Origin of the sequence: Providencia sp. PROV076 (assembly GCF_028483405.1) — a bacterium.
GTDB classification, from domain to species: Bacteria; Pseudomonadota; Gammaproteobacteria; order Enterobacterales; family Enterobacteriaceae; genus Providencia; species Providencia huaxiensis.
On the sequence record NZ_JAMPRR010000008.1, the window covers coordinates 80,581 to 99,718 of the forward strand.

Below are 19,138 nucleotides of genomic sequence, written 5' to 3' on the forward strand. Positions count from 1 at the left end.
TATCTATTTATAGAGCGCGTGCTAACTATTTTTATATAACTCATTTTATATAACTCATTTTATATAACTAACACGCCAGACAAACAACAGACATACTGTCAAATGATAGCTTGTGATTTGTTGATTAGACCCGACCAGGAGAGCCGAGATGTCCGCTGAACATGTTTTATCGTTAATTAAAGAGCACAATGTTAGATTTATTGATCTGCGTTTTACCGACACAAAAGGTAAAGAGCAACATATCACTATCCCTGCTCATCAAGTTGACGAAGACTTCTTTGAAGAAGGCCAGATGTTTGATGGTTCATCTATTGGTGGCTGGAAAGGCATCAATGAGTCAGACATGGTATTAATGCCAGACCCATCAACTGCAATGTTAGACCCGTTCTTTGCAGATATTACGTTAATTATACGCTGTGATATTTTAGAACCGGGCACTATGCAAGGTTATGACAGAGACCCTCGTTCAATTTCAAAACGTGCAGAAGATTTCCTGCGCTCAAGTGGGATCGCCGATATCGTTCTCTTTGGGCCAGAACCTGAATTTTTCGTTTTTGATGACATTCGTTTTGGCAACAACATGCACGGTAGTTACTACCATATCGATGACATCGAAGCGGCATGGAATACGGGAACCAAATACGAAGGTGGTAATAAAGGCCATCGCCCTGCAGTAAAAGGCGGTTATTTCCCAGTTCCACCGGTTGATTCATCACAAGACTTGCGTTCAGCTATGTGTACCACTATGGAAGAGATGGGCTTGGTTGTTGAAGCTCACCACCATGAAGTGGCAACCGCTGGGCAAAACGAAGTCGCAACCCGCTTTAATACCATGACTAAAAAAGCGGATGAAACCCAGATTTATAAATATGTTGTTCACAATGTTGCCCATGCCTACGGCAAAACAGCGACCTTTATGCCAAAACCTTTAGTGGGTGATAACGGCTCTGGTATGCACTGCCATATGTCTTTATCTAAAGGCGGCGTTAACCTGTTCGCAGGTGACAAATACGGTGGTTTATCCGAAATGGCGCTGTATTACATTGGCGGTATTATTAAGCATGCTCGTGCGCTGAACGCATTTACAAACCCAACAACTAACTCATACAAACGCTTAGTTCCGGGCTTTGAAGCACCTGTAATGTTGGCATATTCTGCACGTAACCGCTCTGCTTCGATTCGTATTCCAGTCGTTGCGAGCACGAAAGCACGTCGTATTGAAGTTCGCTTCCCAGACCCAGCTGCTAACCCATATTTAGCGTTTGCTGCTCAGTTAATGGCAGGCCTTGATGGCATCATTAACAAGATCCACCCTGGTGATGCGATGGACAAAAATTTATATGACTTACCACCAGAAGAAGCCAAAGAAATTCCAACCGTTTCAGGCTCTTTAGACGAAGCGTTAGCGGAATTAGATAAAGACCGTGAATTCTTAACCCGTGGTGGTGTATTCACTAATGACGCTATCGATGCGTATATTGAATTAACCCGTGCCGACATCCAGCGTGTTCGTATGGCACCACACCCTCTCGAATTTGAAATGTACTACAGTGTGTAACACGCCGTTCCACTGTTAGTCTTTGTTGCCGTGAAGCACTTGCCCCATCTTTTGATGGGGCCTTTTATCTCTAACGTATTTACGCAACAAAAATCAAATATCGGTTGTTTGGTCTATCAGGTATAATGCACCAAAATAGTGCAGGAGCAACATTACATGAAAACCGAACATTTGCCAGCACCGGAACACATTCTCGACTCCCTCATTAATAGCGTGCTAATTTTGGATTACGATTTGGTTATCCATTACGCCAACCATGCTGCACTCCAGATCTTAACCCAAAGCCAGCGCAAGCTATACGGTACGCCTCTACCACTGTTATTCAGTTATTGTTCACTCAATGATGAACTCATGCTCAATAGCTTAAAAGAAGGCCATAGTTTTACCGAAAATGAAGTCACCTTAGTGTTTAACAACCATTCCCATGTGATGTCATTCAGCGCACAGCCTTTTTCAGAGCAATTTATTTTAGTTGAGCTTTCGCAATTAGATAGCCAACGGCGCTTGAGCCAAGAACTCGCACAGAATGCCCAGCAATTGGCCGCCCGCGAACTGATCCGTGGGCTTGCTCACGAAATCAAAAACCCTCTCGGAGGTTTGCGAGGCGCTGCGCAATTGCTATCTAAAGCGCTGCCTGACCCACAATTAAATGAATATACTCAAGTGATTATCGAACAGGCTGACCGCCTGCGAGCACTGGTTGATCGGCTGCTTGGCCCACAATATCCAGGGCCGAAAACACAGCAAAGTATCCATCATATTATGGAAAATGTAACGCGGTTGGTGTCATTAGAAAAACCCGATAACGTGACATTAATTCGTGACTATGACCCAAGCCTGCCCGAATTAGAGTATTACCCAGACCAAATCGAGCAAGTGCTTCTAAATATCACCCGAAACGCATTACAAGCTCTCGCTGAAACGGGGGGTTATATCACCTTGCGTACACGAACTGCTTTTCAAGTCACACTGCAAGGTGAGCGTTATCGATTAGCTGCACGTATTGATATTGAAGATAACGGTCCCGGTATTCCATTGGCAATTCAGGATACGTTGTTTTATCCCATGGTGAGTGGACGGCCTGATGGGACCGGACTTGGCCTATCAATTGCCCGCAGTTTAGTCGACCAACACGCAGGAAAAATCGAGTTCACCAGTTGGCCAGGTCACACTGAGTTTTCCATTTATCTACCAATTAAGAAATAGGAGATAACCATGACGCAGGGAAAAATTTGGGTGGTTGATGACGATAGCTCCATTCGTTGGGTACTTGAGCGTGCATTAGATAATGCAAAGTTCGCTTGCACCTGCTTTGACAGTGCGGACGCTGTACTCACCGCATTAGAAAATTCACTCCCTGATGTGTTGTTATCTGATATCCGTATGCCAGGCACAAATGGTATTGAACTGCTGAATACCATCAAACAATCATATCCCCTCCTGCCGATTATTATCATGACAGCACACTCTGACCTTGATGCTGCCGTAAATGCCTACCAGTCAGGTGCCTTTGATTACTTACCAAAACCTTTCGATATTGATGAAACCGTCGCATTAGTCGAACGCGCTCTGAATCATAGCCGTGAACAAAACCATACTGGCCGTGAAGCTAAACAGCCCGCTCCTGTTGTCTCTTCGACCATGATCGGAGAAGCACCGGCTATGCAAGAGGTTTATCGCATTATTGGTCGTTTATCGCGCTCATCAATTAGTGTGCTTATTAATGGTGAATCAGGAACAGGGAAAGAGTTAGTTGCCCACGCACTACATCAGCACAGCCCCCGTGCTGATGCCCCTTTTATTGCATTAAATATGGCCGCCATTCCCAAAGATTTAATTGAATCTGAGCTATTCGGCCACGAAAAAGGCGCATTTACGGGTGCGAATCAAGTACGTCAAGGGCGATTTGAGCAAGCTAACCATGGATCTCTGTTTTTAGATGAAATCGGTGATATGCCACTTGATGTACAAACTCGCTTATTACGCGTTCTGGCGGAAGGCCAATTCTATCGTATTGGCGGTTATACCCCAGTTAATGTGGATGTGCGAATTATTGCCGCCACCCACCAAGACCTTGAAAAACGGGTTAAAGAAGGCTTATTTCGTGAAGACTTATTTCACCGGTTAAATGTCATTCGAGTGCAATTACCGCCATTACGTGAACGCACTGAAGATATCCCACGTCTCGCCAATTATTTTCTACAAAATACGGCGAAAGAACTCGGTGTCGAGGCTAAAGTTCTCCACCCTGACAGCGAAAAGATTCTTCAGCGCTATTACTGGTCGGGTAACGTTCGCCAATTGGAGAATGTCTGCCGTTGGTTAACCGTGATGGCAGCAAGCCAAGAAATCTTACCGCAAGATTTGCCCGATGATTTGCTTGAAGAGCATCCACAACAAAATACAGTGGTAAAATCATCGCAAACCGACGCCATGCCAACACAATCGTTATCATCACACAATCCTAGTTCTGCTGCTCAGTGGTTTGAACTACTTGAAGAGTGGACTGATAACGCATTAATGGAGGGTAAAGAAGATCTCTTTGCACAAACCATCCCCTTACTTGAGCGTACAATGCTAAATTGTGCGTTAAAATACACCAATGGCCATAAGCAAGAAGCTGCCCGTTTATTAGGATGGGGAAGAAATACGTTAACTCGTAAGTTAAAAGAGCTAGGAATTGAATAACCCCCCAAATTGACTATCCTATTAAGATAAGCGTGACTTAATTTATTATTTCATGCTTATCTTAATATTCAATAATTCGAACTTAACATTCAAAAATTCATTATTAATTCTACTATTCAAAAGCCAATTAACACAATGAATACTAATTTGATAGTAATTTAATGATTCCTTAGAACCAAGCCCCCTATTTTTATTCACTTACTGAATGGCAACACCCTTTCATCTATAAAAAATCAAATAAATAGCACATTTAGACCTACCAAATCCGATAACTATACTATTATTTCATTTTTCGATAGTAAAAATACAACATCCACTGTATGTGGTCTAATATGTCAAAACCGTATAACCCCAAATAATCACCATATGAGAGATAAATTAAACTTATATCCCTCCTTATAATTATTCTTGGTTTCATATCGTTATTTAACTTTAGTCAAAAAACCATTGAAAATTATATTTAACTTAGTTCAATATAGTATATCAATCCCTCTCTTATAGCGTGTTAACTCAATTAAAAAACTTAAATTCATTAATATTTGATTATATATTTCCAATTTTAACAAAACTTGTTTATTTTAAAAAATAGCCCCAAAATACTCTTCAATTGAGTAACTATTGCTTTTATATACTCAATGAAAAATAAATAATTATCTTTTGGAGAAAAACAAATGAAAAAGAACTTACTTGCATCATTAATTGCTGCAACCTCAATCGTTGCTGTTAATAATGCATTAGCAGCAGATGGTACTATCGACTTTACAGGTGAAATCATTGACCAAGCATGCGAATTAGCAGCTGGCTCTGATGCACTAAAAGTAAACTTAGGACAAGTATCTAAAAAAGCATTGCCAAACGCAGGAAGTACAGCGGCAGCAACTAAATTTACAATTAAATTAATTAATTGCCCTGCTACAGTAACAACAGCTTCAGTGAAATTTGATGCTGATTCTTATATTGGTGATGATGAAGTTATTAAATTAAAAGAAGAAACGGGTGTTGCAACTGGCGTTGGTATTCAAATTACTGATGATACGAATAAAATTGTTCCATTATTTACTGCCTCTAAAGCATATCCATTACAACAAAATGTGGAAAATAATTTAGATTTCAGAGCGCGTTATATTGCTAAGTCTGACACAGTGACTCCTGGTCCTGCAAATGCGACAGCAACTTTCACAATCAATTATAACTAAGTAATAAATAAGGTTTAAAGGGACTTAAGCCTTATCTAATAATAATCAATGGTGGTATTATGAAATCTATTATCTATATTTTCATTTCCTTATTAGCTCTAATAAACACTGCGAATGCTGGTGTTATTATTGGTGGAACCCGTGTTATTTATAACGAGGGAAACAAAGATGTCAGCATCAGTGTAGAAAATCCAGATAAAATCCCTTATTTGATTCAATCTTGGATAGATAATATAGATGAAAAAAAGCAGTCTGATTTCTCTATTACACCACCATTATTTAGACTAAATGCAGATAGAACTAATGCACTTAGAATATTTTTAACAGAAAATAAATTACCTAATGATAGAGAATCATTGTTCTGGTTAAATATAAAAACGATCCCAGCAACAGAAAGAACAGAAAACTCACTACAAATTGCCTTTAAAACGCAAATGAAATTAATTTATCGCCCTAAAGCATTAAAAGAGGTTAATTTTATTGAAGAGCAAAAAAAATTAGTGTGGTCTAAATCTGGAAATAAAATTACGGTTAAAAACCCAACGCCGTATTTTATGAATTTCCAGAGCATCAGCTTTAACGGAACAAAGGCTAATGATGTTTCTTATGCGGCACCTTTCTCAAGTGCAACTTTCGACGTTAATAACTCAACTACTAATGGAACAATTAAATGGGAAGTTATTAATGATTATGGTGCAGCACCAGAAGCACTCGAAAAGAAAATATAAAATTATAAAATAAGTTGGGCTTTATCATGAAAATAAATAAAATATCTCTAGGCCTACTATTATATTTAGGCTATACCGCATCGCTATATGCTGAAGAAAAAACAGAAAATAATGTCTACTTTGACCCTGACTTTTTAGAGTTACCAAATAAAGATTCGGTTGATTTGTCGCAGTTTGAGAATAATGAACAACTAGCTGGTGCCTACTATGTTGATATTTATGTCAACACTAACTTAATTGGTGCTAAAAATCTTAAATTTGAAAAAAATAACCATAACCAATTAGTTCCGTGTTTATCACTGGCTGATATTAAAGAATTTGGTATCAAAACAGCGGAATACCCTGAATTGCAAACCGCAGGCAGTCACTGTGTAAACCTTGCAGCTATTCCTGATGCCACAAGTAATTTTGAATTCGATTCTCAACGTTTATATTTAAGCATCCCCCAAATCGCATTGGATAGAAACCCAAGGGGTTACGTTGACTTAGCCAATATCGATAATGGGATCAACGCACTGCTATTAAATTACAGCTATAACGGCTCTAAAAATTACGATCGCAAAAGTAGTGGTTCGGATAATACATCTCATTATGTAAATTTAAGACCCGGCTTAAATATTGGAGCGTGGCGGTTACGCAATTACACAACATGGTCAAGTAGCACTGACCAATCCGGTAAATGGGATACTATCTATACCTACGCATCACGTGGCATTAATAGCATCAAAAGTCAGTTAACCTTGGGGGATAGTGTTTCACCTTCGATGGTTTTTGACAGCGTGCCATTCCGTGGTGCCCAGCTTGCGACAGATGATGATATGTCCCCTGAGAGTTTACGCGGCTACGCCCCCGTCGTTCGTGGGATTGCCCGCAGTAACGCACAGGTGACGATCCGCCAAAATGGTTACATTATATACCAAACCGAGGTTGCTGCAGGCCCTTTCGAAATCAATGACTTATACCCAACAGGGGGAAGTGGTGATTTACATGTCACAATAAAAGAATCCAATGGTAGCGAGCAATATCAGATCGTTCCTTTTGCCTCATTACCCGTATTGCAGCGTGAAGGATATTTTTCTTATAGCGTAACGGGCGGTGAATACCGCGCTTATGACAGTAGCATTGATAAAACAAAATTTGGTCAGTTCACCTTAATCTATGGTTTACCGTATGGTATTACCGCTTATGGTGGTAGCCAAGTGAGTGAGCATTACCAATCTTACTCCATCGGTACAGGCCAAAACCTTGGACGGTTTGGTGCATTATCCATTGACGTTACTCATGCAAATTCAACGCTGAGTAATGACGTTAAGGAAAAAGGCCAGTCATATCGTTTCCGCTATAACAAAAATATCAACGATATTGGTACTAATATCGCATTAGCTGGTTACCGTTACTCTACTAAAGGCTTTTACAGTTTAGCAGAAGTCTTTGATGGTTATAGAAATACAAACTATGCTCCAGAAATTGAACGCCGCCGTAATCGTGGTGAAATTACGCTCAGCCAAAACTTAGGGGATAACTTTGGTTCAATTTCCGTGGGCTATATCAATGAAGACTACTGGAATAGTGACCGTAAAACACAATCTGCCACCGTGGGTTACAACAACAGTTGGCAAGGCATTAGTTATAGCTTGAATTATACCTATAACAAAAATACCAATAGCTACTCCTATAGCTCCGGCAGTCGCACGAAAAGTGAAGATGACCATCAATTAGCGTTCTCGGTCAGTGTGCCGTTTACTGTGTTTGATAACACCTTCTATTACAACTTTAACAGTAACAGCAGCAGTAACGGCCCAAGCACAGGCAGTATTGGGCTTTCTGCTTCACAACTCAATAATCGCTTGAATTGGAGCATGCAGCAGGGTTTCACCACTCAAGAACAAGGTACGAGCGGCAATATGAACGCCTCTTATAAAGGCCAATATGGTGAAGTTTCAGGCGGAACTGGCTATAGCAAAGACAACTATAACCTTTATTACGGGGTTAATGGCAGCTTAGTGGCTCACTCTGGCGGCCTTGTACTCGGTCAACAATTAGGCGAAACCGCGGCTATTGTTGAAATACCAGATGCAGGTGATGTACCCGTCTTAAACCAAGCAGGGGTTGTCACTAATAACCAAGGTTATGCACTCGTGCCCTATGTTACTGCCTACCGTAAAAATGTGATTGATATCGATACTTCTGAGCTACCTGAAAATACGGAAATGGAGCTAACTAGCCAAAGTGTTGCACCAAGCCGTGGTGCACTGGTGAAAGCCAGCTTTGCCGCAAATGTCGGATATCGAGCCATTATGATATTAACTTTTGCTGATGGCAAACCTGTACCTTTTGGTGCCCAAGCGATATTTAAAGATAATCCACAGTTAAATAACATGGTTGGTAATGATGGTGAAATTTATTTATCTGGTTTAGCTGAAAATGGCAGTTTTATTATTCAATATAACGATAAACAACAGTGCCAAGTAAATTATAACTTAGCAGGCATATCGAATTATATGGGTTTATATAAAACAACTGCTGTTTGCCGATAATAAGGAGGCCAGTTATGAATAATCTTATTTATAAATCAATATTAACTATGAGTTTTATATATTTATACTCAGGATATGCTAATGCAGCTTGTGTTCAAAATCCCACATGGAGAAACATACAAAAAACAATACCTAATGAAACAATCAACATACAATATGATGACACTAGGTCTTATCAATTAAAATCTATATCTTTACCGATTTATTCGGGGACTTATAACCCGACTAATGGTGTTGGTCAAGATTGTGGCGGAAATCAAGTTGGTATTTATCTAGCACCAGTCAGTAATGGTATGGCCGTAAGTGGAATTAATGGTATTGGTATCAAAGCGAGAATTAATAGCTTTGGGCCAGATACTTTCTTTCCTGTAAATGGTCCATATACGGCAACTACATGGACATTTACGAATCCGACATGGGATATTCGTATAGAAAAAACAGGTCATGTTACTTCTGGTGGGATTATTTCAACACGGCAACTCGCTAGATTTTATCAACAAAATAGAAAAACAGGTACTGATTTTATTATTTCAACTGTCTCTTTTTCCACTAACTATCGAATAAATGTACTCAGTTGCTCACTAAAAAATTCAGTTCCTACCATTAACTTAGGTGATTGGTATGATACCCAATTTCCCGCTGTTGGCAGTACCAGTACAAATATCAATATTCCCATTACATTAAACTGCATGGCGGGCACCAATATTAAAGCGACGGTAACAAGCTCTAAATATGAAGATACGGCTACAGGAAAATTAGCTCTAACGGGACCTGGTAGTGCCACTGGTGTCGCAATACAATTGCTGGATAAAAATAATAACCCGATCAAATTGAACACTATGAATAGCCTGCAAAATAATGTGCCTGCTGGTGACTATATGTTCAATTGGAAGGCTCGCTATATCAAAACGGCCGCGAGTATCACGCCAGGTACAGCAAACGCCTCTGCGACTGTAAATATTCGCTATGAGTAGGAATAAAAAATGAAAAAAATATCTAAAAATTTACTTTTACTTAGTAGCTTAATATTCAGTGGAAATTTATTTGCTGCTAGCACAGTGACATTGAATTTTACCGGAAATATTAGAGCCGCAACTTGCAATATTACCGGTGGGAATAACATTGATATTGACCTGAAAAATATTTCTGCTGATGTATTTCGTAATGCAAGTTCAGGTTCTAACTGGAACACATTTAATATCAGCCTAAATAATTGTTCATCTTTTATTAACCAAGTAAAACTGACATTTACAGGAACCGCGGATACTGCGGATGCAGCCAGCTTATACAAAAACCAAGGTACGGCTAAAAACCTAGCTGTTCAACTACAAAATGGTAATGGAACAACCGCTTTAGGTAACCAAAAAGTATTACAAGTTCCGACAAATGGGCAAGCGAATATTAATATTCCATTACGCACACGTGCCTTTAGCTCATTAGGTAATGCCACTCCGGGAACTATTTCCGCCAATATTACGGCAACCATTACCTATTTATAAAAGAGAGAATAATATGAGACATTTTATCCTATTACTATCACTAATGAGCTGTTCTTTAACTGCATTTGGGCTAACAGCAAATATTAAAGTGCATGGCGTCGTTATTGCAGCGCCTTGTGAGGTTGAAAAAAATAACTATTTAATCGATTTGAAAAAAATTAATATTTGGAATATCAAAGATACGCAAAAGTCTCCGTGGGTTGATTTTTCCGTGAAGCTAAAAAATTGCCCTGTCGGCACCACCAAAGCTGTAATGAAAATATCCGGCACACCAGACTCAACAGTAACTGAACATTTTATTAATAATGGTACGGCGAAAAATGTGGCATTAAATTTAGCCAATACCGCCAATAAAACAACAATAAAAAATGGCGATACCATTACCGCGAATGTGAATACACAAACGCGAAATGTTGAAATACCACTATCAGCACGAGTCTCGGGTTATGGAAGTGGTATGGTTGCAGGTTCATTTAAAAGCCATTTAGAATTTACATTTACATATCAGTAAGTAAGTTTGTTTTGATTATATCAGTTTTAATAGGGGAAAGGGGAAAGCGGTATGCCTAATTACTATCCTATCTCAAAAATAATTGGCAATAAAATCACCTATTACCGAAAAATGAAAGGAATGACATTAGAAAGTTTATCTAATATCGTGGGAGTGAGTGAGCAACAACAGTCACGCTATGAGCGTGGTATTAATCGAATTAATATTGATAGGCTTTATCATTACTCTAAGATATTTGAAATTGATATTATAGCTTTCTTTGTTTTCAATTCTAAGGAGATAAATGAGATTGAGCATATAGAAGAAAAATATTTAAATAAAAAAAGTAAATATTAAGGATATTTTATGACTAAAAAGAAAACTTTACTTGTAATAATAGGCTCGGCTTTTGCTTATTCTGCATATACACAAGCAGCCTGTATTCAAAATCCTAATTTACGGAACGTTGTGGTTAACGTCCCTTCAAGAACCTTTTCACTGCAATATGATGATACTGGAGCACGAGACATCGATACTATTCGCGTCAATTTTAAAGGCTCACATATCAATACATACTCAGGCCCAATGAGTAATGGCCTGTGTGGTGATGCCTATTTACATGCTGACTATGTGAACGGTTGGGTACCAAACGGTAATAAAATTGCAGCTAGTAATATATCGGGTATCAGTATTCAAGTAAAAGCAACCAATATCGGTTTTTTAAATACACGCTATGGACCACCAACATCAGCTAACCCAGCCGCTTGGGGTATTGAGAACCCATATTGGACTATTACTATCAAAAAAACAGGGCAAGTCACACAAGGTGGAAATTTAAAGGCAGGGCATGTGGGAAGACTAACACAACGTAACCCCGCACCACATAACAGTACGTGGAATTTAACATCGTTGAATATTCCAGCAGGTGCTATCAAAATTAATGTATTAAAGTGCTCAACAAAAGCAAATAGTTACAATGTTAACTTAGGAACTTGGTATGACACTCAATTTAAATCTGTGGGCTCTACCAGCAATAGTGTCAATATACCCATTACATTAAGCTGCGCTGCGGGCACCAATCTAAAAGTGACAGTCACAAGTAGTGCTGGGTATGTTGATACCAATACAGGGAAGATTAAATTGTCTGGGCAAGGGCAAGCGACCGGAGTCGCTATCCAATTATTGGATAGAAACAGTAACCCGATAAAGCTCAACTCAAAGTTCACTTTGCAAAACAATGTTGCAGGTGGCGATTATATTTTTAATTGGAAAGCTAGATATATTAAGACTGCTAATAATATAACTGCAGGAACTGCAAACTCAACAGCGTCGGTTAACATAAGATATGAATAAATAGCATTCAACATTCATCATAAAAAGATATTAATTTATTTATAATTTGATTTTTATTGCTAACATCGAAAAATATCATTGAACAATTGATAAATAGCAAATTTACTATTTTATTAAAATGGTTAAAATAGAGGAGTAATCTTTCATAGTGTTTATTTAGAAATAAAAAGATAACTATAGGAGTATACATGCCTTATTCAGTATCTTACCTAATTGGCAAAAAAATACTTTTTTATCGGAAAACGAATGGACTTTCAGTTAATGAATTATCCGAGGTTATTGGCATCAGCCCACAACAGCAGTCACGATATGAACGAGGAATAAATAGAATTACTTTAGATAGATTGTTCCAATATGCAACGTATTTTGAGATTGATATTAAAAAATTCTTTCAGTCTCATGATATTTAATGAATAAATTAAGTAGTAATACCAACACTAAAAAAATTACATTAAAAATATTTAATTATATTCCATTGCAATATTTAAAATAAATTAGAGAGAGAATCATGAAACGAAAAATATCTAAATCCGTCGGTTTAAAAATAAGATCATTAAGAGAAAGTCACGGAATGAGTGGTAAAGAGTTAAGCATGTTGTTAGGTATTAGCCAACAGCACCAATCACGCTATGAAAATGGTGAAGTTAATATTCATGTCGATACCATTTACCAATTTGCACAAATATTTAATGTTTCGCCAATCTATTTCTTTACTGAAACCATTACGAATATTAATAGTACAGAACTCCCTATTAATAAAAAGAATTATTTCTCTGCTGAAGCTTTGGTATTCTAACAGCTAAATATGAGCATTATAATATGCCAATAGATTAAATATCGGTGCTATTTCTATTTATAGCATAGCACCGAATTATTATTCTTTTTTAGACTCCTCCACCAACCAATTGCGAAATATCGCCATCGCTGGTGTCATGACTCTCGATTTTAAACGGCTTAACCAATATCCACCCAGTGTTACAGATACATCAAAAGGTTGAACTAACTCCCCTGCACTTAATTCATGGCTAAACATGCAACTTGGCACCAATGCCACGCTGTCAGTTAATAACGCAGCCTCAACCATTAAACGTGATGAATCAAATATTGGGCCTTTGACACGCCAAGGTTCAATCTCCGCAGCTAAAAACCATTTTTCCCATTCATCTTTACGATATGAACGCATTAACTGGTGGGATTTTAAATCTAATGGGTGCCTAAGTAAGCTCGCGACTTTCTCTGAACAAAGCACCGTATGCGCCGTTGAAAATAAGGGGATATTTTCTACCAGGGGCCATAGCCCTTCACCAAAGCGAATTGCAAAATCAACGCCTTCAGCGGCTAAATTCACCACATTATTATGAGTCATAATGCGTAAATCAATATAAGGATATAGCTCCGAAAATTGCGTTAGTCTTGGCAATAACCAGCCCACAGCAAATGTGCCAACAACTGAAATACTTAAGGTTTCTCGATAATGACCATCTTCAAATTGCAACAGTAGTGACTCAATTTGGTCAAAAGAGCGGCTCAAAACAGGCAATAATGCAAAACCTTCTTCAGTTAATGCAAGCCCTCGAGGTAAACGAATAAATAGTTCTAGTCCCAATTGCTCCTCTAACAGCCTAACTTGTTGGCTGACAGCGGCCTGAGTAACATTCAATTCTATTCCTGCTCGCGTAAAGCTTAAATGCCGTGCAGAAGCTTCAAAAGCCCTAAGCGCATTGAGAGGAAGCCGATGACGATAATTTTCTGCCATAAGATTTTCTTTTACCTCATCGAATTTTATATCGTTTTAAATAATGATTGAAAGCATGCATACTACTTTGAAATCGCGGTTTAACCGCCTAATAGCCTATATTAAAGCACTTTATATTTACAATGAAGCGCTTTCAGTTCCTGTTAGCAATAACTTAAACTTGTACTTATTGGAATAACTCTATGAAAACCCTTTTTCGTCAGGGGCGAATTTTTGTCGCTCTGAGTTTGGCGTTAACCACGCTATCCGCTAATGCGTTCACTCAAAAGGATGTGGATGACATTATTAAACCTCTGATGGAACAAAAACAGATCCCTGGGATGTCTGTCGCCATTTCCGTTGATGGAAAACACTATATTTATCATTATGGTGTGCAATCTAAGCAAAGCTTAGTGCCTGTCAGTGATAAGACTTTATTTGAGATTGGCTCTTTATCTAAAACATTCACAGCCACACTCGCAGCCTATGCACAAAACCAAGGAAAACTCGATTTCTCGCAAAAGGTAAGCCACTATCTTCCTGAATTAAAAGGGTCTGCTTTTGACCAAATCACAGTAATGAACTTGGCAACTCACACTTCGGGTTTATCGTTATTTGTGCCTGATAGCATTACGAATTCAGCGGAATTATTCCGTTATTACCAGCAATGGCAACCTGAAAAAGCTATTGGACAATATCGCTCTTACTCAAATCTTGGCGTGGGATTACTCGGCATCGTTACGGCTAAACAACTCAAAATGCCATTTGAACAAGCGATGGAAAAACTGATGCTGCCTGCGCTTGGGCTGAAACATACCTATATTCATGTCCCTAAAAATCAACAGAAAAATTATGCTCAAGGCTATAATAAGAACAATCAACCCGTTCGTGTAACACCACAAATTTTAGATGCTGAATCTTATGGTTTGAAATCTAGCGCTAAAGATCTAATTCGCTTCTTAGATATTAATATGCAAACAAAGAAAGTCTCTAAATCGTGGCAGGAAGCCATAGAGAACACGCATGCTGGGTTCTATATGACCGATTCATTTGTGCAAGATATGATGTGGGAAAGTTATTCATGGCCTGTATCCATTTCTCAATTACAGCAAGGTAACCGAGATGAAATGGCATTACAGCCACAAAAGGTCGAAGCGATTACACCAGCACTACCGCCAGAAACACAAGCTTTCTACAATAAAACCGGCTCAACCAATGGTTTTGCAACCTATGCGGCATTTATTCCTGAAGACCGAATTGCGGTTGTGATTTTGTCCAACAAATGGTATCCCATCCCTGACCGCATCAGTGCGGCTTATCAGCTAATCGAAAAAGCGAAATACTAGCCCCCGCAGAAGATGCTGAATGTGGAATAACGCTATAACGAATATTTAATACTCAAAATAGTTCGTTCTGCCGCTAGGCGGCAAGAGAAGCTAAGCCCTAGGAGCATACATAAAGTATGTGACTAGGGTTAGCGAACGCAGCCAACAACGCGACAGGGCGAAATATGAAGAGTATTTAGATGACACGGGAAAACTGCCGCTGCCTCATCTGATTCCGTAAATAAACATCAAAACACATACAAACATTCCGAATAAGTAAACGCCCTTGCGGCGTAACTTTAATACCTTTGTCTGTCATTTCGACCAACCCATCTTCTGCCATTGGCTTCAATAACTCTAAATCCTCTTTAAAATAGGATTTAAAATCAATTGGATAGATTGCTTCAATTTGGGCAAAATCCAATTGGAAGTTACAGATTAAAATTTTGATGACATCACGGCGTAGGCAATCGTCATCGGTTAAAACGAGGCCACGCCACAGCGCTTGGCCTTTCTCTTCAACTTGCGCATAATAGGTTTTCAAATCTTTCTGATTTTGCGCGTAGTTATCACCTAACATACTGATTGCAGAAACGCCTAGCCCCAGCAAATCACAGTCGCCTTGAGTTGTATATCCTTGGAAATTACGGTGTAGAACCCCTTCCCGTTGTGCCACGGCAAGCTCATCTTCAGGGCGAGCAAAGTGGTCCATACCAATAAATTGATAGCCATCTCTGGTGAGGGTCGCGATTGTGTCTTGCAAAATATCGAGTTTTTGCTCTGCGCTCGGTAAGTCTTCATCTTTAATTTTACGCTGCGCTGCAAATAAATTAGGTAAGTGTGCATAATTGAACACACTTAAGCGATCTGGTGATAATTCAGCCACTTTTTTTAGGGTAAACGCAAAGCTTTCAGGGGTTTGCTTAGGTAAGCCATAAATTAAATCAATACTCGTTGAGGAAAACCCCGTCTCTTTGGCCCGTTTAATTAGGGAAAAAATAAATTCTTCATCCTGTTCACGGTTAACCAGCACCTGAACCTCTTTATTAAAATCCTGAACGCCCATGCTTAGGCGGTTAAACCCTTCATGGCGCAGATGGTCTATCATATCCAGTTCAATTTCACGCGGGTCGATTTCAATCGACATTTCCACATCATCCGCAAAATTAAAGTGTTTTTTCAATAAACCAACTAAATGACTAACTTGGACTTTATCGAGATAAGTTGGAGTACCACCGCCCCAATGCATTTGAGTCACAATGCGGTCTTTTAATAAAGCGGCTCGTTGGATAATTTCTTTTTCAATTACTTTAAGGTATTCATCAGCTTTATGTTTTTGGCGTGTCACTAATTTATTACAGCCACAGAAATAACAAAGCTTATGGCAAAAAGGGATGTGGACATAGAGCGATAAAGGTCGATTGGGATAACGTTTTGTTGCTTGAACAAACGCATTCTCATCGTAGTCTTGGTTGAATTCCAAGGCTGTAGGATACGAGGTATAACGAGGCCCTGAATAATTGTATTTTTGAATGAGAGAAAGATCCCAAACAATATTTTGCTCTGACATAACATTCCTCAATTGACCAAAAGCTCAAACCATAATAACGGGTTGCACCTTATTTAATTGTTATTTGGTGAGTGTGAAAGTTTCACAACTTAAATAATATTATAAAGTATGTTAGCGAAAAGAGATTTGATACAACATCAAAGAAAAGTGAGTTAGCAGAAAAAATAGCTAAATCCCCCGCTAGCACGAGGGATCTTTTAAACGAAATTATTTACTTTTTAAGATGCGCATAATGTCATCAAGTTTTTCTTCGTCTTCTTCCTCTTCTTCTTCGCTATATTCAATACCGAGAATATTCATCAATTCATCAATGCGATCTAAACAGGTATCAACATACTGCTGCTCTTGTGCTGTGATGGTTTCGCCATCTTCCAGACGCGCTAAAATGCTATCTAAACGATCATCGCTTTCCAGCATTTCCAGCTCTTTTTCTGGCGTCAATTTTTCTTTGACAGTCGGCTGTTTTTTCTCAACCACAGGTTTCGTGGCCTGTTTTTCATCCACAATTAAAGGCACAGGCTTTTTGCTACCTAAACGAGGGTCGGTTGAACTATTTTGCCCGCCATTTTGCTTGTTAGATGCTTGTTCTACATAACGGCTACCGGATTTATGACCACGATGTTTTTTCTCGCGTTTACGCTCACGGCCTTCCGCATTAATTTCTTCTTTGGTTTTACGGTATTTTTTCTTTGGCTTAGCAGCCGGTTTTTTTGGTGCATTCATGGTCTGATACCTTGATAAAGTCAGTTTCTGCTGCGAAATCTAGCAGGATCCCATAAAGGGGGAAAGCACTAGTTTGCAATTTCAGCGGATTTTTTATCCCACCCTGCCTTCGCAACAGTACTTTATTGATTATACCTTAAATAATTTGTGTTGCATGCAAGTAACAAGACGGGAAAGCCATCCGAAGGGGGATTAATCTTCCAAGTGGTTTTACCTAAAAAAATAGAGAGCCATCTTGAGAAATATTCTAAATAATTCAAGTTGTGGCTAGGCGTCAATCGAGGTTATCTCGGGGAGCATACATAAGTATGTGACCCGAGTAGCCGAGTGAAGACAACAACGCCACAGCTTGAAGTATGACGAATATTAGGCGTCGACGAGCACCATTTTTAGTAGGAACATCGCCGCCACTAAAATCACGCACAGACCCAGGTCACGCCAGCGTCCGGTACCAATTTTCATTGCACAGTACGCAATAAAGCCTAGCGCAATACCTTCTGTGATTGAGAAACTAAATGGCATCATCACAGCGGTAATGAATGCGGGTACAGACTCGGTTAAGTCATCCCACTTCACGCGAGTTAAGCTTGAAGTCATCAGCACGCCCACGTAAATCAAGGCACCCGCAGTAGCATAAGCTGGAACCATGCCTGCAAGAGGTGAGATAAACATGGTCAATAGGAATAAAACACCAACGACAATCGCAGTTAAACCTGTGCGCCCACCGACAGAAACACCAGAAGAACTTTCGATATATGCAGTGACAGAAGAGGTCCCCATCGCTGAACCTGCGACAGAACTCAAGCTGTCCACATATAACGCTTGTTTCATTCGTGGGAAAGTCCCGCGTTCATTCGTAATACCCGCTTTGTCAGTCACACCTATCATGGTGCCTGATGAGTCAAACAAGTTAACTAACATAAAGGCAAAAATCACACCGGATAGCGCTAAGTCTAAAGAGCCAGAGAAATCAACTTGCCCCACAACGCTCGTGATACTCGGCGGCATTGAGAATATCCCAGAATATTTCACATCCCCTAGAGCTAGGCCAATCAATGTTGTCACTGCAATAGAAACTAATACCGCGGCATGAATATTGCGTGCGGCAAGAATAGCGATAATAAAGAAACCGAGTGCTCCCAGCCAAACATTATGGTGGGTTAAGTTACCGATAGAAACTAACGTGTCCGGGTTCGCAACAATAATACCGGAATTTTTCAGCCCCATCATGGCAATAAATAAACCGATACCGCTGGTAATACCAACGCGTAGGCTAAGAGGAATATTGGCGATAATCCAATAACGAATGCGAAATAGCGTCAGAATAAATAACCCGACAGCTCCCCAGAATACCGCGCCCATCGCGATTTCCCATGAATACCCCATCGCTCCAACAACAACAAAAGCAAAGAAAGCATTCAGCCCCATGGCTGGCGCAACAGCAATAGGTAAATTCGCCAGTAATCCCATCAAAATACTGCCAATAGCCGCAATCAAGCAGGTAGTGACAAATACCGCTTTGATATCCATTCCTGCAACTGAGAGAATTTGAGGGTTAACGAAGACGATATAGACCATCGTTAAGAAGGTAGTGAAGCCAGCAACAACCTCAGTTCTTGCTGTGGTGCCATGTTCTTGTAATTTAAAAACACGCTGAAACAAGCCCTGCGGTTGTGCCGAGCTAGAAGATTGATTACTCATTAGATATCGCGCCCAAAAAAAGTTTTTTTCGCCCT

18 protein-coding genes are annotated in these 19,138 nt (G+C 39.4%); 14 read left to right on the forward strand and 4 right to left on the reverse strand.

Annotated elements, in window-relative coordinates; all coding sequences use genetic code 11:
- Nucleotides 1–148 precede the first annotated feature (148 nt).
- The 13 genes from glnA (at nt 149) to PSF67_RS06885 (ending at nt 12,845) form a co-directional block, all read left to right on the forward strand.
- The gene (glnA, locus tag PSF67_RS06825) at nt 149–1,558 is read left to right on the forward strand and encodes a glutamate--ammonia ligase (protein ID WP_004262716.1); all 1,410 of its coding nucleotides are present in this window, start codon (nt 149–151) and stop codon (nt 1,556–1,558) included.
- Between the two features lie 156 nt (nt 1,559–1,714).
- On the forward strand, nt 1,715–2,764 hold the full coding sequence (gene glnL, locus PSF67_RS06830) for a nitrogen regulation protein NR(II) (protein WP_102138843.1): 1,050 nt from the start codon (nt 1,715–1,717) through the stop codon (nt 2,762–2,764).
- A 9-nt stretch (nt 2,765–2,773) separates the two neighbouring features.
- Nucleotides 2,774–4,246 carry a nitrogen regulation protein NR(I) gene (glnG, locus tag PSF67_RS06835; protein ID WP_272676679.1) on the forward strand — a complete coding sequence of 491 codons (1,473 nt, stop codon included), beginning with the start codon at nt 2,774–2,776 and terminating at the stop codon, nt 4,244–4,246.
- Nucleotides 4,247–4,917: 671 nt separating this feature from the next.
- Nucleotides 4,918–5,442: a fimbrial protein gene (locus PSF67_RS06840; RefSeq protein ID WP_102138834.1), complete on the forward strand. Its 525-nt coding sequence runs from the start codon at nt 4,918–4,920 to the stop codon at nt 5,440–5,442.
- 59 nt (nt 5,443–5,501) lie between these two features.
- Entirely contained in the window at nt 5,502–6,170 is a 669-nt protein-coding gene (locus tag PSF67_RS06845; RefSeq protein ID WP_195698051.1) for a fimbrial biogenesis chaperone, read from the forward strand.
- A 26-nt stretch (nt 6,171–6,196) separates the two neighbouring features.
- The gene (locus PSF67_RS06850; protein WP_206276008.1) at nt 6,197–8,707 is read left to right on the forward strand and encodes a fimbria/pilus outer membrane usher protein; all 2,511 of its coding nucleotides are present in this window, start codon (nt 6,197–6,199) and stop codon (nt 8,705–8,707) included.
- A 14-nt stretch (nt 8,708–8,721) separates the two neighbouring features.
- A complete protein-coding gene (locus tag PSF67_RS06855; protein ID WP_231068097.1) occupies nt 8,722–9,681 on the forward strand; it encodes a fimbrial protein in 960 nt (319 codons plus the stop codon).
- Between the two features lie 9 nt (nt 9,682–9,690).
- On the forward strand, nt 9,691–10,206 hold the full coding sequence (locus tag PSF67_RS06860) for a fimbrial protein (protein ID WP_004262778.1): 516 nt from the start codon (nt 9,691–9,693) through the stop codon (nt 10,204–10,206).
- A 13-nt stretch (nt 10,207–10,219) separates the two neighbouring features.
- Entirely contained in the window at nt 10,220–10,717 is a 498-nt protein-coding gene (locus PSF67_RS06865; protein WP_166265995.1) for a fimbrial protein, read from the forward strand.
- Nucleotides 10,718–10,768: 51 nt separating this feature from the next.
- Nucleotides 10,769–11,053 (forward strand): helix-turn-helix domain-containing protein, encoded by a 285-nt coding sequence (locus PSF67_RS06870; RefSeq protein WP_206276010.1) that lies wholly within the window; start codon nt 10,769–10,771, stop codon nt 11,051–11,053.
- Nucleotides 11,054–11,062: 9 nt separating this feature from the next.
- Nucleotides 11,063–12,049 (forward strand): fimbrial protein, encoded by a 987-nt coding sequence (locus PSF67_RS06875; RefSeq protein WP_272676680.1) that lies wholly within the window; start codon nt 11,063–11,065, stop codon nt 12,047–12,049.
- A gap of 188 nt (nt 12,050–12,237) precedes the next feature.
- Complete coding sequence (locus PSF67_RS06880; protein ID WP_272676681.1) at nt 12,238–12,459, forward strand: helix-turn-helix domain-containing protein; 222 nt, start codon at nt 12,238–12,240, stop codon at nt 12,457–12,459.
- Nucleotides 12,460–12,557: 98 nt separating this feature from the next.
- Nucleotides 12,558–12,845, forward strand: coding sequence for a helix-turn-helix domain-containing protein (locus tag PSF67_RS06885; RefSeq protein WP_272676682.1), 288 nt, complete (start codon nt 12,558–12,560; stop codon nt 12,843–12,845).
- A 78-nt stretch (nt 12,846–12,923) separates the two neighbouring features.
- Here the strand turns inward: PSF67_RS06885 and PSF67_RS06890 are convergent, their stop codons facing one another.
- Nucleotides 12,924–13,805: a LysR family transcriptional regulator gene (locus PSF67_RS06890; protein WP_272676683.1), complete on the reverse strand. Its 882-nt coding sequence runs from the start codon at nt 13,803–13,805 to the stop codon at nt 12,924–12,926.
- A gap of 182 nt (nt 13,806–13,987) precedes the next feature.
- Between PSF67_RS06890 and ampC the strand changes: the two genes are divergently transcribed.
- A complete protein-coding gene (ampC, locus tag PSF67_RS06895) occupies nt 13,988–15,130 on the forward strand; it encodes a class C beta-lactamase (RefSeq protein WP_210848634.1) in 1,143 nt (380 codons plus the stop codon).
- A gap of 175 nt (nt 15,131–15,305) precedes the next feature.
- Here the strand turns inward: ampC and hemN are convergent, their stop codons facing one another.
- The 3 genes from hemN to PSF67_RS06910 all read right to left on the reverse strand — a co-directional run bounded on the left by hemN (nt 15,306) and on the right by PSF67_RS06910 (nt 19,103).
- Nucleotides 15,306–16,679 (reverse strand): oxygen-independent coproporphyrinogen III oxidase, encoded by a 1,374-nt coding sequence (gene hemN, locus PSF67_RS06900; protein WP_102138824.1) that lies wholly within the window; start codon nt 16,677–16,679, stop codon nt 15,306–15,308.
- A gap of 207 nt (nt 16,680–16,886) precedes the next feature.
- Nucleotides 16,887–17,402 carry a Der GTPase-activating protein YihI gene (gene yihI, locus PSF67_RS06905; RefSeq protein ID WP_166266012.1) on the reverse strand — a complete coding sequence of 172 codons (516 nt, stop codon included), beginning with the start codon at nt 17,400–17,402 and terminating at the stop codon, nt 16,887–16,889.
- A gap of 366 nt (nt 17,403–17,768) precedes the next feature.
- A complete protein-coding gene (locus tag PSF67_RS06910; RefSeq protein WP_102138822.1) occupies nt 17,769–19,103 on the reverse strand; it encodes an NCS2 family permease in 1,335 nt (444 codons plus the stop codon).
- Nucleotides 19,104–19,138: the final 35 nt, after the last annotated feature.